24 protein-coding genes are annotated in these 20,765 nt (G+C 65.5%); 4 read left to right on the top strand and 20 right to left on the bottom strand.

The features are described 5' to 3' along the window. Positions 1–4 precede the first annotated feature (4 nt). The 20 genes from AC2SGK_RS13895 to AC2SGK_RS13800 form a co-directional block, all read right to left on the bottom strand. Positions 5–634 carry a hypothetical protein gene (locus tag AC2SGK_RS13895; protein WP_488324104.1) on the bottom strand — a complete coding sequence of 210 codons (630 nt, stop codon included), beginning with the start codon at positions 632–634 and terminating at the stop codon, positions 5–7. After that, positions 624–1,097 carry a GNAT family N-acetyltransferase gene (locus tag AC2SGK_RS13890; protein WP_488324103.1) on the bottom strand — a complete coding sequence of 158 codons (474 nt, stop codon included), beginning with the start codon at positions 1,095–1,097 and terminating at the stop codon, positions 624–626. Before AC2SGK_RS13890 ends, AC2SGK_RS13895 begins: the two co-directional genes overlap by 11 nt. Then, positions 1,090–3,195 carry a hypothetical protein gene (locus AC2SGK_RS13885; RefSeq protein WP_488324102.1) on the bottom strand — a complete coding sequence of 702 codons (2,106 nt, stop codon included), beginning with the start codon at positions 3,193–3,195 and terminating at the stop codon, positions 1,090–1,092. The genes AC2SGK_RS13890 and AC2SGK_RS13885 overlap by 8 nt, the downstream gene beginning before the upstream one ends. Then, on the bottom strand, positions 3,195–5,015 hold the full coding sequence (locus AC2SGK_RS13880) for a pyocin knob domain-containing protein (protein WP_488324101.1): 1,821 nt from the start codon (positions 5,013–5,015) through the stop codon (positions 3,195–3,197). The genes AC2SGK_RS13885 and AC2SGK_RS13880 overlap by 1 nt, the downstream gene beginning before the upstream one ends. Further along, positions 5,015–5,839, bottom strand: coding sequence for a hypothetical protein (locus tag AC2SGK_RS13875; protein WP_488324100.1), 825 nt, complete (start codon positions 5,837–5,839; stop codon positions 5,015–5,017). The genes AC2SGK_RS13880 and AC2SGK_RS13875 overlap by 1 nt, the downstream gene beginning before the upstream one ends. A gap of 5 nt (positions 5,840–5,844) precedes the next feature. Beyond that, the gene (locus tag AC2SGK_RS13870) at positions 5,845–6,237 is read right to left on the bottom strand and encodes a hypothetical protein (RefSeq protein ID WP_488324099.1); all 393 of its coding nucleotides are present in this window, start codon (positions 6,235–6,237) and stop codon (positions 5,845–5,847) included. 56 nt (positions 6,238–6,293) lie between these two features. After that, positions 6,294–6,653 carry a hypothetical protein gene (locus AC2SGK_RS13865; RefSeq protein WP_488324098.1) on the bottom strand — a complete coding sequence of 120 codons (360 nt, stop codon included), beginning with the start codon at positions 6,651–6,653 and terminating at the stop codon, positions 6,294–6,296. 55 nt (positions 6,654–6,708) lie between these two features. Continuing rightward, positions 6,709–7,788: a phage major capsid protein gene (locus tag AC2SGK_RS13860; protein ID WP_488324097.1), complete on the bottom strand. Its 1,080-nt coding sequence runs from the start codon at positions 7,786–7,788 to the stop codon at positions 6,709–6,711. A 13-nt stretch (positions 7,789–7,801) separates the two neighbouring features. Continuing rightward, positions 7,802–8,785, bottom strand: coding sequence for a hypothetical protein (locus AC2SGK_RS13855; RefSeq protein WP_488324096.1), 984 nt, complete (start codon positions 8,783–8,785; stop codon positions 7,802–7,804). A 79-nt stretch (positions 8,786–8,864) separates the two neighbouring features. After that, positions 8,865–11,021 carry a hypothetical protein gene (locus tag AC2SGK_RS13850; RefSeq protein WP_488324095.1) on the bottom strand — a complete coding sequence of 719 codons (2,157 nt, stop codon included), beginning with the start codon at positions 11,019–11,021 and terminating at the stop codon, positions 8,865–8,867. Further along, positions 11,021–13,726 (bottom strand): phage terminase large subunit, encoded by a 2,706-nt coding sequence (terL, locus tag AC2SGK_RS13845; RefSeq protein ID WP_488324094.1) that lies wholly within the window; start codon positions 13,724–13,726, stop codon positions 11,021–11,023. The genes AC2SGK_RS13850 and terL overlap by 1 nt, the downstream gene beginning before the upstream one ends. A 1-nt stretch (position 13,727) precedes the next feature. Continuing rightward, complete coding sequence (locus AC2SGK_RS13840; RefSeq protein ID WP_488324093.1) at positions 13,728–13,958, bottom strand: hypothetical protein; 231 nt, start codon at positions 13,956–13,958, stop codon at positions 13,728–13,730. Positions 13,959–13,961: 3 nt separating this feature from the next. Beyond that, positions 13,962–14,576 carry a glycoside hydrolase family 108 protein gene (locus AC2SGK_RS13835; protein WP_488324092.1) on the bottom strand — a complete coding sequence of 205 codons (615 nt, stop codon included), beginning with the start codon at positions 14,574–14,576 and terminating at the stop codon, positions 13,962–13,964. An 11-nt stretch (positions 14,577–14,587) separates the two neighbouring features. Beyond that, positions 14,588–14,962 (bottom strand): hypothetical protein, encoded by a 375-nt coding sequence (locus tag AC2SGK_RS13830; protein ID WP_488324091.1) that lies wholly within the window; start codon positions 14,960–14,962, stop codon positions 14,588–14,590. Further along, positions 14,949–15,389 (bottom strand): hypothetical protein, encoded by a 441-nt coding sequence (locus AC2SGK_RS13825; RefSeq protein ID WP_488324090.1) that lies wholly within the window; start codon positions 15,387–15,389, stop codon positions 14,949–14,951. The genes AC2SGK_RS13830 and AC2SGK_RS13825 overlap by 14 nt, the downstream gene beginning before the upstream one ends. After that, on the bottom strand, positions 15,386–15,757 hold the full coding sequence (locus AC2SGK_RS13820; RefSeq protein ID WP_488324089.1) for a hypothetical protein: 372 nt from the start codon (positions 15,755–15,757) through the stop codon (positions 15,386–15,388). The genes AC2SGK_RS13825 and AC2SGK_RS13820 overlap by 4 nt, the downstream gene beginning before the upstream one ends. Beyond that, positions 15,757–16,887 carry a hypothetical protein gene (locus AC2SGK_RS13815; protein WP_488324088.1) on the bottom strand — a complete coding sequence of 377 codons (1,131 nt, stop codon included), beginning with the start codon at positions 16,885–16,887 and terminating at the stop codon, positions 15,757–15,759. Before AC2SGK_RS13815 ends, AC2SGK_RS13820 begins: the two co-directional genes overlap by 1 nt. Then, a complete protein-coding gene (locus tag AC2SGK_RS13810; RefSeq protein WP_488324087.1) occupies positions 16,884–17,123 on the bottom strand; it encodes a hypothetical protein in 240 nt (79 codons plus the stop codon). The genes AC2SGK_RS13815 and AC2SGK_RS13810 overlap by 4 nt, the downstream gene beginning before the upstream one ends. Before the next feature lie 163 nt (positions 17,124–17,286). Continuing rightward, positions 17,287–17,595: a Gp49 family protein gene (locus AC2SGK_RS13805; RefSeq protein ID WP_488324086.1), complete on the bottom strand. Its 309-nt coding sequence runs from the start codon at positions 17,593–17,595 to the stop codon at positions 17,287–17,289. Positions 17,596–17,923: 328 nt separating this feature from the next. Further along, on the bottom strand, positions 17,924–18,406 hold the full coding sequence (locus AC2SGK_RS13800) for a hypothetical protein (RefSeq protein WP_488324085.1): 483 nt from the start codon (positions 18,404–18,406) through the stop codon (positions 17,924–17,926). A gap of 303 nt (positions 18,407–18,709) precedes the next feature. Here AC2SGK_RS13800 and AC2SGK_RS13795 point away from each other — a divergent pair, with 303 nt between their 5' ends. The 4 genes from AC2SGK_RS13795 to AC2SGK_RS13780 all read left to right on the top strand — a co-directional run bounded on the left by AC2SGK_RS13795 (position 18,710) and on the right by AC2SGK_RS13780 (position 20,209). Beyond that, a complete protein-coding gene (locus AC2SGK_RS13795) occupies positions 18,710–18,922 on the top strand; it encodes a hypothetical protein (RefSeq protein ID WP_488324084.1) in 213 nt (70 codons plus the stop codon). A gap of 216 nt (positions 18,923–19,138) precedes the next feature. Then, positions 19,139–19,522, top strand: a complete 384-nt coding sequence (locus AC2SGK_RS13790; RefSeq protein ID WP_488324083.1) for a hypothetical protein — start codon at positions 19,139–19,141, stop codon at positions 19,520–19,522. Between the two features lie 84 nt (positions 19,523–19,606). Next, a complete protein-coding gene (locus tag AC2SGK_RS13785) occupies positions 19,607–19,894 on the top strand; it encodes a hypothetical protein (RefSeq protein WP_488324082.1) in 288 nt (95 codons plus the stop codon). A gap of 141 nt (positions 19,895–20,035) precedes the next feature. Continuing rightward, positions 20,036–20,209, top strand: a complete 174-nt coding sequence (locus tag AC2SGK_RS13780; protein ID WP_488324081.1) for a hypothetical protein — start codon at positions 20,036–20,038, stop codon at positions 20,207–20,209. The last annotated feature ends 556 nt before the right edge of the window (positions 20,210–20,765 follow it).

Raw genomic sequence — 20,765 nt, 5'->3', positions numbered from 1 at the left:
CTCCTTATCCGGTGACGCGGACGGCGCCGGTCGGGGCGCCGTAGCTGACGGGCGTGTAGCCGCGGCTCGCGCCGCCGCTGGCGGCATAGGCGCGCTCAGCCGCGTAGCGCGAGCCCAGCTGGTCGGTGAAGCCCGCGAACATGTCCGCGAGGGGGCTGAAGTCGCCTGCCGGGCGGGACAGGGCCGTCGCACGCGCGCGGGCCGCGTTCGTCGCGCCGGTCGCGTCGCCGGTCGCGTTGACCTGCGAGATCAGCTCGGCGCGGGCGTCCTCGACGGCGTTGCGCGCGGCGTTCTGCTGCTCCAGCGCCTGATCCGCGATCTGCTGCTGTCCGAGCGAATATATCTCCTGCAGTTCGCCGCCCTGCGTGGCGCGGGTCGAACTGTCCAGCTTCCCGCCGCGGGCCAGATCGTAGACCAGCTGCTTGTTCGCGTCCTGGTGCTGCTGCTCCAGCTGCGGGCTGGCGAAGTCCCGGTAGCTGTCCGCGATGCCGCTGAAGAACTCTGGCGTGAACTGATCGTCAAACGTCTTGTTGATGTTGGCCGTGCCTTCGGCGACGCGCGCCTGGCGGGCTTCTTCTTCCTCGCGGGCGCGACGCGCTTCGCGTTCGGCCTGTTTTCCTGCGCTATTGCCCATCCAGATCGAGCCTCATTGCATAGCCGTATTTGCGGAAGCCGAAGCGGGAGAGGAAGCGTGCGGTCTGCTCCGACGAGACGTCGTTGTCATTCCCGCCAAGCACCTCGATCGCGCCCATGTCGCGGCTCCACTCGACCAGTTTCTTCACAAGCAGTGCGGCCGCCCGAGTGCCGCGTTTGTCGGGTCTGACGAACATTACTTCCTGACAGGTGAAAAGGCCAGCAAAACTGCGGTATAGGCCCCAGGTCGCCAGCATGAAGCCGACGACCTGTCCGGCGTCCTCGACCACGAAGATCAGACACTCCTGACGGTCAAGATAAGCGCCGAAGAAGGTGGCCAGTGCCCGGTCCTCCGACCACTCGCGATGCGGGCAGCTTTCCGCGTGGTTCATCTTCGTCAGATCGCGGACCACCGCGTAGTCGAACCGCTCGGCCAGCCTGACGTTCCAGCGCCGGTCAGTCATCTTCGGCCTTGCCATCGAAATGGATCGTCATGGCCGACAGCTTGCCAGGGCCGCCGCGGCTGGTGAACCGCAAGCCGATATGCGTGCTGCGCCCCTTCATCGCGATCCGGCGCAGGCCGTAGGTGGTCTCGGTAAGGTTCGCGATCGTGTCCTGAACGTCCGGCCGGGTCGGGTCGAACGAGACGCTGACGGACCACTCGCCGGTCAGCGCCGCATCCACGCCGCGCCAATCCTTCTCCCCGGTCGGCGCGTCCGCGTCCAGCATCGGCAGCCAAGCGACGGCCGGGGTGTCGTCATAGGCCACGGCGCTGTCCCATCCGCCATAGCAGTAGACGGCGTCCCCGGCGCGCAGGAAAACGCGCCGGTCGAAGGCAATCGCGTCCTGGATGTCGAACTCGACGCGCGTGGAGCCGACCGTGGAGACGGCCTCGTATCGCGTCCAGGCGTTCACCTTGCTGTTCGGGTAATAGCTGTAGACGAAGATCTCGCGCCCCATGACCAGCCAGAACCGCTTGTCGGAGGGGTTGATGAGGCCGATCACGCGCTGGCGCTGCGAGGCCGTCATCTCGGCCAGCTTCGCCGACAGGATGTCGTCGATCGGGACGCCGATGTCGGTCGAGGCCGCGGCGTTGGAACTGTCCCGCGCGCGCAGCGAACGCAGGCCGGACGTGTCGAGGTAGAAGATGTCCGCGTCGCCGAACTGCGTCACGCTGCGCGGGCAGTCGGTTCCGGTGTTCTCCAGCACCTGCGATTGCACGACCAGATCGGGGTCCGGGTCGATGAACCAGGTCTGGACGGTGTCGCCCGTGAAGACGGCCAGCTTGTCGAAGTAGCGCGCCAGGGCCGTGATGCGGTCCGGCGACGAGTTGCTGTCGGCCACGTTGGTGAAGCCCGCGCCGATCTGCCCAGCGCCGGCGCCGTCCGGCTGCCAGTAGGTCGGGCCTTGGATCGCCGAATAGTGCAGGTTCGTGCCGGAACCGGCATACAGCTTTTCGCGGACCGTCAGCACGACGTCGGCCGGAAGAAAGTTGGTCGGCCCGAGTTCCGCCCCGCGCGACGTCGCCGCGCCCGTGGGCGTCGACAGGTTCAGGGCGCCGGACGTCGTGAACAGCAGCGGCCGGCCGTTCTGCGCGGTCCCTGCCTCGTTCGTGTGGATGAAGACGGTCCCGTTGCGCGCGAGGGCGCTGTATTCGGGGTTCGACGACAGGTCGTTGATGCCCTCGGCGATGGCCTCGGCCATGGCTTCGCGGCTGCCCGGCCACGCCACGGGCTGACGCAGGATGCGGACGTTGCCGATCGTCAGCGTCAGCAGCTGCGGCACAACCTCCTTCGCCCCGCCGGAAAAGGCCGTCTCCCGGCCGATCGAGAAGACGCCCGTGGTCTGGAAGGCCAGGGTCCGGCCGTTCGCTGCGGTCCCGGCCCGCTCGGCCGTCAGCGTGACTACCGGTCCGGCGGCGGAGGCCAGATAGCGCGGCGTCGTGGGGTCCGCGTTGATCCGCGCCGCCACGGCGGCGGCCGTGGTCGCGTTGTTGCCGGTGTGGGTGACGGGACGGCTCAAGATTTCGGTCCCGGACACGCGGATCGACGTGACGGTGTTGATCACCTCTGCCGCGCCGCCCGTGATCGTGAATTGCGCCGTGGCTTGCTGCGCTGGCGTGATCTCGCCAGCGTCGACGCGAAGCCGGACCGTCGCACGCGCGTCCTGCCATGTCGCGACTTCCACGCCATCATAGAAATGCGCGATGGAGCCGTCGGTGAACTCGGCGATCGCGTAAATCTTCCCGCTGAACAGTTCCCAATCCCGGATGCGCGCAAGGACCTTGTCTCCCTTCTGCAGCCTCTGATACCGGATGAATGGCGACAGCCCGCCCGGCCGCTCGTCCGATCCGAAGACCAGAAGGCCGCTTTCGGTCTGCGCCAGGCCGACCGTCCCGGCAGGAAGGTCGAACTCCTTCACGAACGCCGCGCGGGCCTCGAACTCGCCGCCGCGGGTGATGTGGCCGTTGTCAGCGCGGATCAGCACGCCGCCGGGCGTCGTTTCGGGAAGCCGGCGGGCGTCGAGGCCGCCGGTCATCTCGCGGATCTGGATCGTTCCCATCAGACCGCCGCCCCCGTCGCATCGACCCATCCGCCTGCGCCGTCCGACCAGATCGGCCTGCCCAGAGTGGTATCGAAGGCCATTTCCCCGAGGGGAGCATTTGTTGGTCGGGCCGCAGTTGTGGTGGACTGCTGCGTTGCCACGAACATCCACGGGGTCCAGGCGTTACCTGTCGTGTTCCGGTGCCGGATGGCAATCCGGTTACGTCCATTAAAGGTGTTGCAGTAAGCGATCTGCGTGGATACGGACGCGCCGGTATAGATGTTCTCGACCACCCATCCTTGGTTGGCGATGGGGTTGCCGGTCGCACTGACGGCAGTCCGCACGCGACGATGGGCGTTGGCGATGGTGTCCAGGTCCGTCACTATAGGCGGCACCTGCGCCCCGCTCATCGCGCCGTGGCCGGTCTTCATCAGCCGACCGGAGGTGTTGTCGTCGGGCGAGGAGGCTACCGCAGCGCCCGTCACCTCGCCGGGAATAATCGTGACCTGTTGGGTGGTGCTGGTCCGGTCCACGGTGATTTCGATGCGGTCCTGCGCTCCGGGCGTGCCGGTATATGCCGGGTTGGCATTGCCAATGAAGCAGGTCGCAAAGAAGCGGTTATGGTCCCCGCCACCGAAGTTGAACGGCGTCAGGCTACCCGTCGCGGAGATGGTAAACTCGTTCTTGCCACCTGTGTTCTTGACAACGGGGATTGTGGCGCTGCCAAGTCCGCCCGGCTGCGCGACGATATCGAATAGGTTATAATCGCCGGTATTCTCGACATAGGCCCCGTCCAGAATATTGTAAACATAGGCCGAGAAGCGGTTGCGCGCACCGCTGTTGAAGATGCCTGCGGTCTTTGCCGTCTCGACGTTGACCCCGAGAATGGACCCGCCGTTGCCCGCCATGAACACGCCGTAGCGGTGGCAGTTCGTATGGATGCCCTTGCGCCAGATCGCGATGTTCGTCCAGCGCACCAGCTTCTCGACATGCAGCGCGTCGTATGTATTGTCCGCGATCTGCGATGGCGATGCCACGTTGATGTTGCTGCCGTTGCTGTCGCTGATCTGCCAGTCGATGCCATGCCCCCCGCAGGTGTCCACATAGACGCCTTCCACGTTGGCGTTGTATGGCGACAGGCCCGAACCGCTGACGTTCATGTAATAAGCCCGCAGGCCGTGCCGAGGCGCGTTCTTGACGTAGAAGTTGCCCAGCAGGAAATCGCGGCCATAGATGCAGACACCGTCACCGCCATTCACATCAAACCCACCACGGCCCGCTTGGTTGGCGTCAAACTCCACGTCATCAAGCACGAAGCCCTGCGATCCGCCCGATGCGCTGTTGCCGTCGGCTGAAAGCGTAGCCCAGCCTCGGGTTTCCAGCAGGTTGCCCGTCATGCCGTCCATGGCGCGGATCACCGCCCGCCCGGCGTGGCCTTTGAGGGATACGCGCGCGTCGTGCAGCAGCGTCTGGCCGGTGTTCCAGGACCACCCCATCGCCGGGAACCAGACCGTGCCGCCGCCCTGCGCGGCCACAAAATCCATTGCGGCCTGGATCGCCGGGCCGTCATCGCCAACCCCCGTTGCGCCAAAATCAAAGGGGGTCACGCCGGCCGCCAGCTTGGCGCGGTCTGCTTCCTCCTGCGCCGCCTCCGCCTTTGCGTCGGCGTCTGTGGCCTTCTGGTCCGCTACAACGGCCTTCTGGTCCGCTACAACGGCCTTCTGGTCCGCTACAACGGCCTTGGCGTCGGCGGCCCCGATGGCGTCATCCTGGACGTTCTGGTCCTGCGCCGCTGTGATGACGTATGCGGCGAAATCTTCAACCCGTGCGTTGGCCATTACTGCCTGTTCAGATTATACAAGGCCGCGAAGTCGAAAGGCGTTCCGCCGGCCGGTTCTGCGCCCCCGGCAGTGCCATGAACACCGACGAAGGTCCGCTCGGGCTGGCGAGGCCGGTTCACGCCAAAGAGGGAAAAGGGTTCGCGCTGGTCCTGGTCGCCCTTCAGGCGCTGGTAGTGGCGCTGCGCGGCCTCCAGCTTCAGGTTCGTGTCCTTTGCCCCGACCTCGGCCAGGATGGCGGCGCCGGCGTAGAGCGCCAGCAGCCGGTCGTCCAGATCGGCGCGGTCGTCGTCATCGCGGAACGGCCGCAGGTCGCGGATGCCGCGCACGCGGATCACGGCCTGCATCTCCGGCGGCACGGTCTGGTTCAGGGCCCGGACGGCGCCCTCGTCGGGCATCGGCCAAATCTCGATCGTGTCGTCCTCATACCGCTGCCAAGCGCGCGGCGGCCATGACACGTCACCGGCGAGGCTGTCATGCGCGAAGCGCTGGTGATCGCTGATCCCGTAGCACAGGGGCCGCCACAGATCGCCGTCGAAGATCGACACGTCGGTGATGCGCTCCATGGACAGGTCGCCGGCGGGCTGCCAGCGTTCGTTGAACGCGGCGCGCGGGTCGTAGTAGCGAACGCCGACCTCGGCCGGGATGTAGCGCGACACCATCAGGTGCGGCCAGTCGTGATCGGCCCACAACCGTTCCTGCTCGCGCTGGATCAAGCCGATCTGCGCGTCCCGGTCCGCCAGGTTGTGCGCCGGGTTCATCGACAGGCGGGCTTCGCCGCGCGTGTCGTTCAGTATCTTGAGCAGGGTCTGGTTGCGGGCCATTCAGGTCAGTCCATCACGCTCTCGGTGTCGGCCTTCTTCGCGCGCGACGTGGTCTTCTTCACGCTGGCGCGCGCCGTGACCTTCATGGCGCCCTCGGGGATGTCCAGCTGGCCGATGCTGCTGACGACCTTGGCGCCCGCGCCAGGATAGACCTGGCGGATGATGCTGTTTCCGTCGGTGTCCTGGACACGGCCGTAGATGTTGCCCAGACGCGCGATCTCCTCGGCGTCGGTCAGGTCCTCGGCGTCTTCCGGCGCGTCGACGACCTCGAACTCGGTCAGCGCGTCCGCGCCGTGGATCGCCATCAGGACCGGGATCTCGGAGACGGGGACGAAGAACTTCGGGACGGTGTTGTTGGCGTCGCCGCCGATCGCAACCTGCAGGTTGACGTAATCCATGGTAGTCTCCTGGAAAAGAGAATGCCCGGCCGCGCGCGGCGGCCGGGAGGTTCAGATCAGGTCCACGAGCCCGCGTTGGCGGCCAGTTGGACCTTGCGGGGCGTGGTCAGGTTGTAGCTGCCGTTGATGTCGACCGCGCCAAAGGACAGCGTGATGTCGCCAGCGGGAAGCGTGCCGCCTGTGTTGTTCGTGACCGTGATGGTCGACGCACCGAAGGCAAATGCCACCGTGCCCGCGCCGGACGCGGCCTGCGGGAAGGTCTCTCCGCTTTTCAGAGCCAGCTGGCCCAGCGTCGAGCCGGTCAGCATGGCCTGAGTGAAGCCTGCCGGATAGGGCGTGGTGAAGGTGCCGGCGTTCGCCACGGGGGCGGCCAAGGTGTGCTTGAGGTTCGCAAGCGCGCTGAAGGGTTCGGGCATGACTGCCTCCATTTCCGAATGGGTGAAGCCCGGCGCTGGCGCGCCGGGCGGGAAATCAGGCGATGTCGTAGATGCCCGACGTGTTCAGCTGGCGCGCGATCAGCGCGCAGGTCGTGGTCATGCCGTTATACATGACGTAGCGGTCATAGGGCCGCGACGGCTGATGCTTCTTCAGCCGCTGACCACGCATGTATTCCAGCGTGATCTGCTTGTGGTCGATCGCGATGGCCCGCTTGGTCAGGCCCAGATCGTCCAGGGTCGGATCCCACACGACCGGGTCGCCGTCGAACTTAAGGCCGCCCATGGCGCCGTCCTGGGTGCCGCGGAAGCCGGTCTGCGAATACTGGCCGTTCGCGCGGATCTCGTTCTCATAGGCCGCGATCCAGTCCGAACCCGCGTAGTAGACCACGTTGGCCCCCGTGCCCGCGTAGCGGGTGCGGCGGCGCTTCTCGCCCTGCAGGAAGGTGATCAACGACCCGCCGTTGGCCGGGTTCGACGTGATCGCGCCCTGGCCGCCCGCGCTGCCGTTGGCCGCGGTCGCGGCGCGGTTGCGCCACCAGGGGTTCATGACGCGGGACAGGCCGCCAGTGGTGCCCGAAGCCGGGGCCTCGGTCAGCAGCGACATGATACCGGCCAGCGACTTCGGGTCGGCGGTGCCGTCGGCGTGCAGGAGACGATCGAACGCGAAGTCGAAGTCCTCGCCCATCATGTCCAGCTTTTCCTCGTAGAGGTCGCCCAGTTTGATGAGTTCGCCTTCCGGCACGTCGCGAGTGGTCTCGTCGCCGTTGCTCTCGATCACCTCGATACCGTCCATTTTCAGTTCGGTATGGGTGATGACCATGCCCATGTGGTGTTCTTTCCACAGGTAGCGCGCGGTCCGCAGCCCGGTCGGGTTGCCGTAGGACACCTGATCGTCGCCAGTGTAGCCCTGCAGCGTCAGGCCGCCCTGACCGGCCTTGACCTTTACGACGATCTCGCCGTTGCCGCCGGTCACACGCTCCTTGGCGCGCTGCTCGAACGCGGCCATCATGGGCTTGTTCGAGACGTTCTGGGTCTGGGACTTCTTCCGACGATCCAGCCAGAAGGCCATCGTCGAGTTGTTGATGTCCGCAAGTTGTGCAGCCGTGAAGGCCATGGTTCAGTCCTCGTTACTTCTGCAGCCCCTGCTTGATCGCGTCGAGCATGGATTTGGGCGCTGCAGCGGGGGTTCCCGGTGCTGTTCCGCCTGTGACGGGACGAACCGCGGGGCGCGGCGCGACGGCGGGTGCCACCACGCGGGCCTGCTGGTTCACGCTCTGGTAGGCGCGGTTCAGCTGGTCCCGGACGCCCTCGGGCGTGTTGGGGATGCCTTCCTCGCGCTGCAGCAGAGCGATTTCCCGCTTCATCAGCGGCTCTTTGCTCTGGAACGACGGGTCGCGGGCATTGCGTTCCTGGGCCCACGACAGCGCGGTGTCGCGCAGGGCCTGGCCCTGCTGGATGCGCGCTTCTTCGAGACGGCGCTGTTCGGCCATCCGCTGCGATTCCTGCTGGTGCTGCAGGATCGCTCGCGATCGGCTGACCTCCTTGGCGGCCTCCAGCGGCATTTCGCCGGCCTGGACGCGCGCCCGCAGGTCTTGCGGCAGCGTCTCACCCGTCTGCTCCAGAAGCCGCTGAATGTGAGGCTTCAGAGCCTCCAGCGCCTTCACGGGGTTCGACTTCATCAGCGCCATGATCTGAAGACCGTCGGCGGCTTCCTCGGGAGCGAGGCTGTTCTGCTTCAGGAAGTCCTGGACGATCCGATGCTGTTGGGCGTCGGCCTCGAACTCTTTCTTCTGGCGAAGCAGCTGCTGAAATCGCGGGTGCTTGTTGAACGGCACGTCCGAGTAGTTCGTGTCGTCCGTCTCTTTGGGCTCCGGGTCCGCGTCACCTGCGGCGACGGGTTCCTCGGCGGGTTCGGTGGCTGACGGGGCCGTTTCCTCGGGCTTGCTGACGACGTCGCGGACGACGGACAGCAGGTCCTTGGGTTCGTCGGTCTCTTGCGCGGGTGACGGGTCCGCAGCACCGGCTTCCTCGACTTTCGCCTCGGGCGCCTCGGTAACGTCGGCGGCCTGCTCGGACGACTGCAGGCCTTGGTCTTCTACGTCCTGGGGCATGACTGCTCCTATGCTATGCCCTGTTAGACATAACGTATGTCAGGCTTTGTCGCAATCCATTTCAGACACGCCTGACACGCTATACCTGGTTGGACCCAAACGCCGCCGAACTGCCCGGCGGGGTCTCGGACGGACCGGCGGGCGCGTTGTCGGCCCCCTGCCCGCCTTGGGCGCCGGGCGCGGCCGCCGGATCGCCCGTGGCGACGGCGTTCTGCGGCGCCATCTGGTTCGCGGCGGCGATCGACGGGATGCCCGCGACGACGGCCTCGGTCAGGTCCAGACGGTCGTCCATCCGGCGCAGGACCTCGCGCGCCAGCCACATCGGGTCGATGTTGGGCATCTGCATCAGGAACGGCATCAGCGTCTGCATGTTGTGCATCTCGCTGGCCTGGTTCGGCTTGCCGGTCGATCCGGCCTCGATCTCCAGGAACAGCTGGTCCGCGATCTCGTCCAGCGTCATCTGCGGCCACAGCGCGCCGGGGCCGACGATCGCGGTCACGCGCTCGGGCGACATCTCGCGCAGCAGGATCTGGCCGCTGGCGCGGGCCACCATCGTCAGGAAGTTGTCGAGATCGTCGACGGATGACCCGTCGCTGGCCGCCATGCTGCTTTCCGCGATGGCGGCTTCGGTGGCCGTGGCCTTCGAGATGCCGCCCATGGTCGCCTGTTGCGAGCCGACGACCAGCTGCATGTCCTGGAAGAACGGGCCGGTCTCGTAGAGGTTCGGGTCGACGCCAGGGATCTGGATAGCCTTCAGCACCTCGTTGATGTCGCCGTCCGGCCCCAGGTTCACCGGGATCACGTCGAAAGGCTCGGCCGAGCCGAGGCGGGCGTAGTCCTTCTCGTCCATGGCCCCGGTCTTGATCGCGAAGCGCGGCCGCGCCGCCTGCCGATGCTCGCGCTGCCCCTGACGGGATCGGTTCAGTTCGGCCTGCTGGTGCAGCATCAGGCGCGCGTCGGACGGCGGGAACAGTTCCTTCTCGTTCTCGACCTCGTTGAAGGTCAGCGCGTAGACCGGCCAGAAGTCCTCGACGAAGACCTCGGGCGGCGCCGGCGGCCGCAGGAACTTGCCGTGGCCGTCGGCGACGTAATAGACAAGCCCGCTCGTCTTGTCGAAATGCTCGTAGACGCGGACCATGCCCTTCGCGTCGCCTTCGCGGCGCTGGCCCTTGCTGTCGGTCATGGGCTGCGCGCGGGGCGTGCTCTCGTCCTCCTGCCAGTCCGCCCGGTAGGGCACGAAGCCCTCGTCCAGATCGGCGTCGGGGAACTGCTCCTTCACCTCGTCGGCCGTGAACAGATATTCGACGGTCAGGTGCCGCGCGCTGACGAAGCCGACCAGCGACGTCGTGTTCTTGTCGGGGATGACCTTCGTGGCCTGCGGGTAGTCGAAGACCAGCCCCTCCTTCACGACGACCAGTTCCTCCTGCTGCATCGCCTGCAAGGACAGTTCCAGTTCGCGCGTCTCGGCCGAGATCTCCTCGATCTCGCCTTCGGCCGTCTCCTGCGCCAGGCGTTCCAAATGCGCGATCCGGTTGCGAACGTCATTCATCCGGTCCTGGGTGATCGGCGCTGGCCCGTATTCGCGGACGAAGGCCAGCTTCACATATCCGACGCCGGTCGTGCAGGTCCGCCGGACCAGCTTCTTCATGCCCATCTTGAAGTCGAGCGGCTTCTGGTCGCGCATCGCGTGGGTGAACAGCACTTCCAGCGTCTTGCCCAGCTTGGACAGCATCTCGCGGCGCTGCTGGCCCTGCGTGAAGTCGCCGATCAGAGCCTGCGCCTCGGCGAGGCCGGGGATCGCCGGCGCCGCCGGTTGGCCCGTCAGGGGGTCGATCGCCATTCCAGACATGGCGGCCATGGGCTGCTGCGCCATCTGCACGGTCTGGAAAGCCATCATCAGGCTCTGCGGGTTCTCGTCCCACAGTTCGAAGTCCAGCGTCTCGCGGCGGCGCGCGACGACCTTCGGGTTCTTGGCGTAGAGCGCCGCGGTCTTCTGCTTGACGTGCCGACCGACGATGTTCGCGACGTAGTGCCCCTTCGGCCAGTCCTTGTTGTGGCCATGCGTCGCCAGCTGCATGTCCTCGCGCATCCGTTCGAAGGCGGCCTTGTGATGGTTCTGATCCTGCTGGATCGTGGCCAGGATGCGCTTGACCAGCGCCGTCTCGTTCTCGGGCTGCTGGTCGGGTTCGGCGCCCGCGGTGATCGGCGCCTGGTTCAGATCGGTGTCGTCTTCCATCAGAAGCCCCCGTGTGCGTTCGCGTGTTCGGCCTGCTCCCGGCGGGCCTGGTCTTCCTTCAGCCAGCGCCACGATCCAAACCGGGGCTCTGCCGTCTGCTTGCGCTCGGACTTGCCGAACTGGCTGGTCAGCCCGAGGCCGAACAGCGACAGCATGTCGACGAAGTCGTCATGCAGACCGTTCGGAAAGGCCAGCATTTCCTCAATAGCCTTATCCCAAATCGCGCCTTTGGGGAAGTAGACCTTGCCAAGCGCGACCCGCGCGGCGATCGACTGCGCCCGTTGTTCCTTGTCGCCGACCGGCGTCACCTCCTGGACGTTCATGTAGCGCCCCGTCTCCTGCATCCGCTTGGCGAGAAACGGCCCGATCGACTTGGAAATGTGGCCGCGCTCGGCCCACCAGAGCAGGGGGCGCATGGCGGGCTCGCCGCCGGCGCCCATCTCCAGCATCAGTTCGACGGCGCGGTCGGCCGGTATCCGCTGCCACAGCAGATCGGTCATCCACAGGTTGCCCTGCGGATCGACGCCGCCCTTGCCGAAGCACGACGGGTCGTTGCGCTGCTTGGTGCCGACGGCGTGGTCGCTCGCGGCGTAGTAGCGCAGGTTCTCGGGCAGTTCGTGCGGCTCATACCGCTGGATCGTCTCGCGCCGGAACAGCGTGCCGTCGGCCACCGTGGGGGTCTGCTGGTAGAGCGCGGCGAAGCCGAGGGGGTCGATCCGCTGCTGCGACGCCAGGAACTTCTCGTCGAAGGCGTTCGGCCACAGCGGTTCGCCCGGCTCGCGCCCGAGCGGATCGTCGTCTTCGGCGATGGCCGGGAGCCGGATGATCTTCCAGTTCGCGGCCTCGATCGCGTTGTAATGCGGGTTGTCGGGATCGGTCAGCCGGCCCACGATGTCGTCGCTGTGCCAGCGTGTCATGGTGATGACCACGAGTTTCGGCCCCATCAGTCGCGTCAGGCCAACCTTGGTGAACCAGTTCCAGGCTTCATCGCGAATTGTCTGCGACCGGGCTTCCTCGTGGTTCTTCAGGATGTCGTCGACCAGCAGGATGTGCGCACCTTTGCCCGTAAGGCCCGTTTTCCGGCCGACAAAGACCAGTCGCCCGTTCCGGGTGGTCAGCATGTTCGACTTCGACGTTCCGCCCTTCTGCAGCCCGTGGCCGGGGAAAACCTGCCGGTGTTGCGGCGTTGACATGATGTTGCGGACGTCGGCGCCGATGTCTTCGGCCAGGTCGTCGGCATAGGTGCCGACGGCGATGTTCCATTCCGGGTGCCGCCCGGACAGCCATGCCGTGAACCGCTTCGTCGCCAGTTCGGTGTTCTTGGTCACGACGCAGGTCTTCCCGACTAGGTAGAGGCCATCCTCCCGCTCCACGCAAATCGAGCGGGCGCGCTTGAACGTGACCGGGCCGATGTCGGTGATCGAGATAAGACGCCGCGGCGCGATGCGCGTTATCGCCTTGCGCGGAACGCGGGTCGGGATCCTCATGTTCGGCATGAAGCAGACCTGATAGACGTCTTTGCGCCCGTGGATGCCCGACGAACTCACCGCCGCGTCGGCCTTCGTGATGTAAGGCCGCATCCCCAAGCCGGTCGCCAAATCATACACGCCGTCACGAATAGCCTCGTTCGTGGTCGAATAGCGCACCCTCCCGGTCTTGCGTTCGACGTGCCCGTCCGTGTCGATCAGTCCGGCCAGCAGTTCCAGTCGCTGTTCGATCGAGGACCGCAGATAGACCTCCGGGATGTGCTTGTTGTCGATCAGGTCCAGCGCTCGAAGTTCGTCCATCATGCGCGACGATCCGTCGGACACGCCGAAGCGGCAGTAGAGGACGCCCGTATTCTCCTGCGTGTAGCGCCGGGTCATCTTGTAGCCCAAGCCTTCGACGGTCTCCGCAACGACGCCGTCTCCTGCGTCCGATGCGATCAGCCCGGCGTCGGACTTGCCGTTCCCCAACCACGCGCCCAAGGCGTAGGGGTGCAGCGTCAGGTTAGCCTCGGGGAACTCGACCGCGCCAGCATCCGGCAGTTTGAAGTTGAAATGGCTCCCTCTCTTGCCCTTTTCGCCATGCCACAGCTTGCGGGCTTTGATCTCGTGGGTCTCCATGACACGCCACGTCTTGTTGATCCGGTCGTAGACCTTCCAGTCGTGGTTCAGGTGCGTCTCGATCACCTCGCCGTTCGATAGGTGAACCGGAACGACCTCGGCGACTTCCGGGCTTACCGCGAGAACCTTCGTCGGCTTGCCATCCGGGCCGAACACATAATCGCCGGGTTGGAGATCGCCATGCGTCCGCCATCCATCAGGCGTAAGAATAACCTGTTGATTTGCAACACATTTTCCATGGCGCGGCGGCATGCAGAAGATCATGCGTTGGATTTCGCCGCGCTCGACGGCCTCCATCGCCTTCGCCACCTCGACATGGAACGCCTGCGCGTCGTAGGTCGTAGCCTTCGGGTCGGACGAGTTCTCCGGGTCGGGCATGGTGAACTTGGTGTAGAGCAGCAGATCGTCGCGGGCCGCCAGCGCGATCTGCTGGCGCTCCAGGAGGGCCAGTTCCTCGCCCAAGGCGCGCTGGGCTTCCTCGGCGGCGCGCTGCGCGGCGGTGCGCTCCAGCTGCTCCGTCTCCCAGTCATAGCGGCGGCCGGTCAGCGGGTTGATCCGCTTGGCCCGGCTGCCGTGGCTGTTGGCGGGCGTCTTCTTCACGTCAGGTCACGCCGCCCTTGCTCTTGGCGAAGCGCGACCAGACGATGCTGCCGATCACGGTGCCAAGCCCGCCGATGACGCCGGACGTGCCGGTCGCCAGCGTCTCAGCCAGCAGAGGGATATTCATACATGCGTTGTCGGCGCCCGTCATCGTGACGGCCCCCGTCCAGGTCAGCGCGCCGCCGATCGCGTAGAGCGCGATGCGGATCGCGAGTGCTGCAGTTCCGATCATGGTTCAGCCTTTCCAGATGAAGGCCGCCGCAGCGGCCAGGATAGCGGCGAAAACCGCCGGGATCGTCAGGTTGCCGGTCGCCTTTTCAGACGTCGCAGGCGTAGGTTTCGGCGCCTGCACGGTCGGGTGCTTGGCGGCCATATCGAGCGCGGCGGCCCTGACCTCGGCCACGCGCCGGGTCCAGCCGTTCCCGAAGGTGTTGAAGGTCGACAGCGAGCGCAGGAAGCGCATACGGATATCGCAGGCGGCATTGATGGCGTCGCGGGGGTCGGTCTTGCTGACGCGCAGCAGGGTCGCCGGCCCGATCTTCCCGTCATCCTGCGCGCCGACGGCCTGCTGCAGCCACTTGGCGCCGCGCGAGACGCCCGAGTTTACCGCGGCGTCGAACGCCACCAGGTCGAGCCCCGCGGGCAGATCGTCGCCGCGAATGGCGTCCCAGAAGTCGCGCCGATAGAGGTGCGCCGCGCGGGCGCGGGTCATGCCCTTGATGTTCTCGCCGGGGTAGGACCGCTTGCTGATCCCGAAATTGGTCTCGCCGCCCGGATCGCTCGGGTGGTCGACATAGCCCCCTTCGTGGCGCAGGACGTGGGCGAGGCAGGCTTCGAAATTGCTACGCATGGTCTATCCTTTCAGCGGCCGCGGCCGAACCCGCCTTGGCGGGATGAAAACTCCAGTTCCTTCACCATGTCGTCGATCGACGACTTGATCTTGCCAAGATGATCGGACATGGCGCCGCAAGCCGCGGTGTTGCGATCCAGCGCCCCGGCCAGCAGGTCGATCGACTTCTTCAGGCTGGCGGCCGCGGCCTCGTCCATGCCGGTGCGCTCCAGCTTCGACTGCATGTCGTAGAGGGCCTGTTTCACTTCGTGCGGCGAAGGTGCGCGGTCCGGCGGAGCCGTCCCGTCCGACTTGGCCTTCCCCTTGGCGATGCCGAAGGCGCCGAGCGTGGCGACGAAGAACGCGACGAGAGCCTGCATGAAGGCGTTCCAGTCAACCTCGGGCATCGCGACCCTCCTTCCATATCTTGATCTCCCGTCCGCAGTCTTCGGCGGCCGCGACAATCGCGATCATGCAGAACAGCGACGCGATGGCCCCGTAGGTGAATACCCCGGAGCCCCATGGGTTGTGAGAAGCGAAAGCCAAAGCCATTGCCATGAATACCTGGCTGTTCAGCACCAGTGTCGCCAGGCGCGCGAAGGGCGTCCACGCGGCCCGTCCGTTGACGTGCAGGGCGACGTTGTGCAGCAGGCCGGTCAGGGCGTAGACGACACCCCAGCTGAACTCGGACAGATAGCCGAGGACGCCGTGGTAGCCGGTCGTGGCGAAGCTGACGGGCGGCAACATCAGGAACAGCCCGAAGCCGAGTGTGTAGATGGCCAGGGACCACTCCAGACGCCGCACGCGGAAGTGCGTGAACCAGTCGACGATCATGCCCGTGTCCTCCAGCCAGCGGCCATCACGACGACCGTCGAACCCCAGCACGCCAGCGCCTCAATCTGATAGCCGTTCCCGAGCAGCGCGGCCGCGTAACACCCGAACGCGACGGCCGTTGTGTCCAGGATGCAGTCCCGCGCCAGCGCGCGCGTCCGGCGCCCCGCCATGAGGTATTGGGGCAGTTCCCAAAGAAGGCCGTAGAGGATCGGCGTCACCCAGGCAGCGGTCCACATGGACCAGCCCATCGCGATGACGCCCCACGGCCCGAGCAGAAGCCAGGCGTGGCCTCCGAAGGTGGCGGCCCAGTGGTGCGGGTCGCGCTGCGCCTCGGGCCGCAGCAGTTCACGGATGATCGCGCCCAGCATCACAGGCCCACCGAATAGATGTCGTTCAGCCGCTGCCGGATGATCGGCACGCGCGCCGCGTAGTCGCCGCCTTGGATGATCGAGACGATGTCCGAGACCTTGGCGACCATGCCGTTGCCATTGGCCGGGTTCTGCCCCGCCGCGAAGTTCCAGGTCCTGAACTCGGGATAGGGGTGCGAAGCCGTGCCGCGCAGGACGCCGTTGACGCGGACGTTGATCGACCCGCCCGAGGTCTGCCCGTTCGCGGCGGGCGCGCCCGGCAGGAACTCGATCTCGTAGATGCGCAGGCCCGTCGATACGACAGGCGATAGGTTGACGTTGATCTGCTCAACGGTGTTGGTCGTCGGGTTCCTCCGGCTGAACCGCATGACCGCGCCGTTCGAGGTCAGCCAGACGTTCGCCTGCGGGCTTCCGTTGCCCAAGAAATACTGATCTACCGCGCCCAGTGTCACATCGGCCACGATGAACACGTTCGTTGACATAAGGTCTGGCGCAGCGGCTTGCGTCACGTTCGACCAGCGCAGCCATTCGTCCTGTGTCAGGTCCATCGCCGTTCCAGACAGCGTGATAGCAGCCGTTCCGGCAATCAGGTCAAACGCCGACCCCGCGCCGCCCGCGTTCGGGACGCGCTGGACGTTCCCGCCCGACAGAACAGCCGTGGACGATTGCAGGCGCATCGGCACCTGCCCCGGCCCGGTTCCGTAGAACTCCGCGATCTGCGGCGGCGCGGCCGCGGCCCCGCTGGTGGCCGTCTTCGACGCGCTGGCCGTTCCCGCGCCGATCGCGTTCACCGCGCGGATCTGGAACGTGTATGCCGCGCCCGGCGCGGCCATCATCAGCGTCCGCGCGCCGGTCCCGGTGCCGGTCAGCGCCACCCAGCCCGCGCCGATCGAATACTGCAGCGCCGTGATCGCCGACCCGCCGTTCGACGGCAGCGCCGACACAGTCAGCGTGACCTCGTTCGGGTTCGCGCCGGTCGCGACAGCCCAGTCGCCCGCGCCGAACTGCGCGGGGGCCGTGGCGGGCGGGGGTGTTGGCGCGGCGCCGCCTGCCCCGGCTCCGAACATGGCCGTGGTGCCGCCGGCGGGCGCGGGCAGCCCCGAGTTCGCCAGATCGGGCAGCAGCATCATTCGAACGGCCGGGTCACGGCGCGGGACGGCCCGCCATTTAGCGCGCGGGCGAAGATCGCGGTCCCGGCCGGGAACCGGACGAGGTCGTTCCCGCCGAAGATGATCCAGTCGTCCGCCGCCGGCGTGGCCGACTGCGCGACCTGGACGGCGCTGACGCCGCGGAACTGGACCAGGACCGCCGCGGCTGCCGCGTCGACCTGGACGAAGGTGGTCTGATTGAGCGTGACGACGGCCATTGCATGATCCTTGTCTGATTTGACGGCCAACATGCCAGACATTCGGCCCCCGCACAAGGAAAAGCCCGCTGCGCGGGGAGGAGACGCGCAGCGGGCCAGTTCGAGGTCACAGAGCAGGTTCTTGCAGGATGCGTCAGGCGATGTCTGGCGTCGAGCCTTACATTCAGACCGAGGCAGTGTGCAGCTTCTCGCGGAGAAGATACCCTTCGAACGCCCATATCTTGTTGCGCGCGTTGTCGCGCGCGATTTTCCGACCGATCTCGCGGTCGAAGTTCTCGGGGCTCGCAGCGGCGCTTTCCCCGGTGACGATGAAGCCGTTTCGCAGCGTCAGTGCGCACACGGTAAGCGTGGTGTCCGGAAAAACGTGGAATTGCTCGTGCTTCACGGCCGCGTCGATATCTGCCGGCGTAAGACGCGGCGCGGTTTTGCCTTTGGCCTGGATTTCGGCCTCGATCTCGTCTTCGGAGTGCATCGGGTCGTCCTTTTCAATCTATCGCGCTTCTCGGCGCCTGTGTCAGGAGGTTGCAGGATGCCTGACAGACGCGCCTGACGTCAAGGACGAGTCGCCGGTGCGGGCTGTTAGGCGGGTCGGGCGCCACCCCGAAGTTTTTGGGGGCCGCAAATTTCTATCGGGGCCCCGCGCAGGCTTTCGGGATCGCGGCGAACCGTCCCCCAGGGGGCGGCCCGGCCCTCGATCGAGGCCGAGGCCGGCCCGCGCGGGCCGGTTGCGCGCAAGCTGCGCCCACAAACCGCGCCTAACGCCTGCGTTATCAATTCGTTGCGCCCCCTTTGTAAGGGAGTCACCCGAAGACGTCGCCGTCCTGGGCGGGCTCATGCTCGATCACTTCCACCTCGGGCATAGCCTCGAATGCCTGGATCTGGCGGGCACGCAATTCCACGATCCGGGCGGCCAATTCGGCCGGTGTCATATCCTCGGGGGCCTTGTCCGGGGCCTCGGCGTTGCGGCCTAGCGAGTAGGACATGGTGATTTTGATGCCCTCAACGTGGGTTTTCGCGGTCATCTGCGGCTTTTCCGATACCGCGTCGTCAAGGATCTTTTCAAGCGCCATCACCGCCTTGGGCAACAGCTTGTTTTCGATATGCTTAGCCTGCTGCACCCGCACGGCTTCCGCGATAGCGGGCCGGGCGGCCACTTTGCACGCCAACCGATCGGGGTCAGCATAGCCCGCCTTATAGCCCGCGAATGGCGCGTTTCCTGTTTCCGCCATGTGCTTAACAAAGACCTTTTCTTGTGGCGTGAGATGCCCGCCGCGCCTCGGCATGAGTGTAACCCTTCCGCTAACCGCCTCAAATGCTTAACGTTTATGTCGACCCGCTACTATACGGGCGGGAAACGCTGCGATTTATCACCATACGCCAGTTGAGAACCGTTCGCAAAGAAATCTGCATTCCTATGCAACTTTCCCCTTGTCTGTCGTGTTTGTCTGACATACAACTATGACATACAACATAAGAAGCGCGAACCGATGCATCCCCTGACCCGCAGAAGACGATAGGGCCGCCTAGAACGGGCGGCCTGCCCCGAAACCCCTCCCGATCCCACCAGCACTCATAAGGATACAACAATGTCCATGCGCACCTTAACCGATTTCCTTAAAGCCGATCTCGCTTGGGACGCACAATTGCGAGCCGCATTCGGCCGCGATGCGCGCATTGCCCGCTATGAGATGCGCGGCCGCGGCCAGCCGGGTGACAACCTGCGCGCCGCCTACAAAGCGCGCGACGCAGCGCGGGTTGCTCACGAGAAAGACAAGTCCCAGGTTATCCAAGCTGTCTGAAATTGCGACTGACGCGCTTGTGGGGCGCCCCGCATGACCGGGGCGCAACGCTGGAACGTCACACCAAATCGAAAGGATATAACCATGAAATCGGATTTTGAACGCACCGGGAAACTGCAGCGCAAGATTGATATTTTCTATGCGCAAGGCCGCGTGAACGGGCGGCCCGCCCGGAACCCCTCCTGAACCCACCAACCCGCACAAGGACCTGAACCCATGACCAAGATCTATGACCAACACGCCGCCGCCTTCAGAAGCGTTTCCGCCTTTGTCATCCTGAAGGACGGCGAGCGCGTCGCTACCGTCGCGCTGAAGTTTCCCGCCGATGGTGCGGGCCGCCTTTACGCCTATGTTCACTGGATCGGCGCCGAGATGGTCCGGGGCTTTGCTGGCGGCTATGGCTATGACAAGCGGTCGGCGGCCGTCGCCGAGGCAATCGGCAAGTTCGCCGACGCTGAAGGCGGTAAGGAATGTTTCGATATGACCGGGGCGCAGCTGGACGCCTGCGCCGCTTTCATGGCCGCCCGCCATGACATGGACGCTGGCGACTGGACGCGCGCACTGGAGAAAGCCGGGTTTCAGGCTATCCAAGCTGTCTGAAATGGCGACTGACGCGCTTGTGGGGCGCCCCGCATGACCGGGGCGCAACGCTGGAACGTCACCCAAACCCGAAAGGCTCACACCATGACCGCACGTTTTCGCCCCTTCCCCGCCGTGTCCTGCACCTATGGCGCGCCCATGGGGCGCCCGTCCGACATCCTGATGGTTGATCCTGAAAACTGCACGCTTGCAGAATTGGCAGTAGCGGGCCCCGCCGGGGAATATGACGCAGGCGGCGCTTATTGGGGCTTTTCCCCGTCTGAAGGCCCCGTTTGGGCCGTATGGGTTAAGGGGTTCGCGCACGAAGGTGTGGCCTATGTCCGGGCCATGTCGCGCGATGCCGCAAAGCGCGCAGTGCTAGAGGCGCTGTAAGCGTGCTGTGGGCCCTGATTCTGGCCGTCGCGCTACTCACCCCCGCCGCAGCCCTCTTTGCCGCCCTGTGCGGCCTCCTGGGGCGTCTGGCGGCCTATCTGATCCTGCTATGTATCCCCAACCGTGAAAGGGACTGACTCGATGACCGATGCCGAATATATCGAAACCATGTCCTCGCTGCAATTCTCCGGGCACCGCGTTAAATGGTATGTGCACGCGAAAGGGCATTTCAACAAGCGCAGGGGGTTCGATTCCCAAAGCGTCGCGGAACATCACGCAACAGAGGGCTTTGTCGTCACGCCTGATTTTTACTGACGCGCCACCAGCTGAACCACACAACGCCCCGCCCGGTTCGCCGCGCGGGGCTTTTGCTTGCCCGTCAAATGGCCCCTGCTACCGCCAGAGTGCCCAGGGGCACAACGACGAACCAGAACAGCTTCTGGTCCTTGATCGGAACGACCAGCAAGGACGCGGCAACCGCGCCAAGCAGAAACAGCAAGATCACACCAGCGTCCATCATGGCCCCCTCAAAACGCGCCTGTAACGACTAACACCGGAAACGCGGAACGGCCAAGCGCGGTATGCACTTGGCCGCCCGCTGCGTCGGCCATTGTCAACAGACATACCTTACAATGACATACAACGCCGCCGGAAACTTTTCGCATTTCTTCGCGGCCCTCTACGAGGATACCCCGGGCAAGGCCGCGCCCCTCAAGGGCGGCGGCCGCCTGCGGGTATACGTAGTATAGTCCACTGTGCCAACTGTGCCACCTAACTGTGCCACCCAAAAAGCAAATGGCAACAAATACTTAGCCTTCCACTGTGCCACTGTGCCACCACTGTGCCACCTCCACTGTGCCACTAATGAAAT

Source organism: Paracoccus sp. NIOT.M2S5SZ12 (assembly GCF_057748165.1).
Note: the sequence above shows the minus strand (reverse complement) of the source record. Positions and strands in the feature narration are given on the sequence as shown.

Excerpts from the sequence above, each read along its gene's own strand:
- AC2SGK_RS13860 (WP_488324097.1), bottom strand. The coding sequence starts at position 7,788 with ATGGCCTTCACGGCTGCACAACTTGCGGACATCAACAACTCGACGATG.
- AC2SGK_RS13780 (WP_488324081.1), top strand. The coding sequence starts at position 20,036 with ATGACCGATGCCGAATATATCGAAACCATGTCCTCGCTGCAATTCTCC.
- AC2SGK_RS13805 (WP_488324086.1), bottom strand. The coding sequence starts at position 17,595 with ATGCACTCCGAAGACGAGATCGAGGCCGAAATCCAGGCCAAAGGCAAA.
- AC2SGK_RS13855 (WP_488324096.1), bottom strand. The coding sequence starts at position 8,785 with ATGCCCCAGGACGTAGAAGACCAAGGCCTGCAGTCGTCCGAGCAGGCC.
- AC2SGK_RS13885 (WP_488324102.1), bottom strand. The coding sequence starts at position 3,195 with ATGGGAACGATCCAGATCCGCGAGATGACCGGCGGCCTCGACGCCCGC.
- AC2SGK_RS13815 (WP_488324088.1), bottom strand. The coding sequence starts at position 16,887 with ATGATGCTGCTGCCCGATCTGGCGAACTCGGGGCTGCCCGCGCCCGCC.
- AC2SGK_RS13830 (WP_488324091.1), bottom strand. The coding sequence starts at position 14,962 with ATGCCCGAGGTTGACTGGAACGCCTTCATGCAGGCTCTCGTCGCGTTC.
- AC2SGK_RS13880 (WP_488324101.1), bottom strand. The coding sequence starts at position 5,015 with ATGGCCAACGCACGGGTTGAAGATTTCGCCGCATACGTCATCACAGCG.
- AC2SGK_RS13810 (WP_488324087.1), bottom strand. The coding sequence starts at position 17,123 with ATGGCCGTCGTCACGCTCAATCAGACCACCTTCGTCCAGGTCGACGCG.
- AC2SGK_RS13875 (WP_488324100.1), bottom strand. The coding sequence starts at position 5,839 with ATGGCCCGCAACCAGACCCTGCTCAAGATACTGAACGACACGCGCGGC.
- AC2SGK_RS13850 (WP_488324095.1), bottom strand. The coding sequence starts at position 11,021 with ATGGAAGACGACACCGATCTGAACCAGGCGCCGATCACCGCGGGCGCC.
- AC2SGK_RS13840 (WP_488324093.1), bottom strand. The coding sequence starts at position 13,958 with ATGATCGGAACTGCAGCACTCGCGATCCGCATCGCGCTCTACGCGATC.
- AC2SGK_RS13825 (WP_488324090.1), bottom strand. The coding sequence starts at position 15,389 with ATGATCGTCGACTGGTTCACGCACTTCCGCGTGCGGCGTCTGGAGTGG.
- AC2SGK_RS13890 (WP_488324103.1), bottom strand. The coding sequence starts at position 1,097 with ATGACTGACCGGCGCTGGAACGTCAGGCTGGCCGAGCGGTTCGACTAC.
- AC2SGK_RS13865 (WP_488324098.1), bottom strand. The coding sequence starts at position 6,653 with ATGCCCGAACCCTTCAGCGCGCTTGCGAACCTCAAGCACACCTTGGCC.
- AC2SGK_RS13800 (WP_488324085.1), bottom strand. The coding sequence starts at position 18,406 with ATGCCGAGGCGCGGCGGGCATCTCACGCCACAAGAAAAGGTCTTTGTT.
- AC2SGK_RS13785 (WP_488324082.1), top strand. The coding sequence starts at position 19,607 with ATGACCGCACGTTTTCGCCCCTTCCCCGCCGTGTCCTGCACCTATGGC.
- AC2SGK_RS13895 (WP_488324104.1), bottom strand. The coding sequence starts at position 634 with ATGGGCAATAGCGCAGGAAAACAGGCCGAACGCGAAGCGCGTCGCGCC.
- AC2SGK_RS13795 (WP_488324084.1), top strand. The coding sequence starts at position 18,710 with ATGTCCATGCGCACCTTAACCGATTTCCTTAAAGCCGATCTCGCTTGG.
- AC2SGK_RS13790 (WP_488324083.1), top strand. The coding sequence starts at position 19,139 with ATGACCAAGATCTATGACCAACACGCCGCCGCCTTCAGAAGCGTTTCC.
- AC2SGK_RS13835 (WP_488324092.1), bottom strand. The coding sequence starts at position 14,576 with ATGCGTAGCAATTTCGAAGCCTGCCTCGCCCACGTCCTGCGCCACGAA.
- AC2SGK_RS13870 (WP_488324099.1), bottom strand. The coding sequence starts at position 6,237 with ATGGATTACGTCAACCTGCAGGTTGCGATCGGCGGCGACGCCAACAAC.
- AC2SGK_RS13820 (WP_488324089.1), bottom strand. The coding sequence starts at position 15,757 with ATGCTGGGCGCGATCATCCGTGAACTGCTGCGGCCCGAGGCGCAGCGC.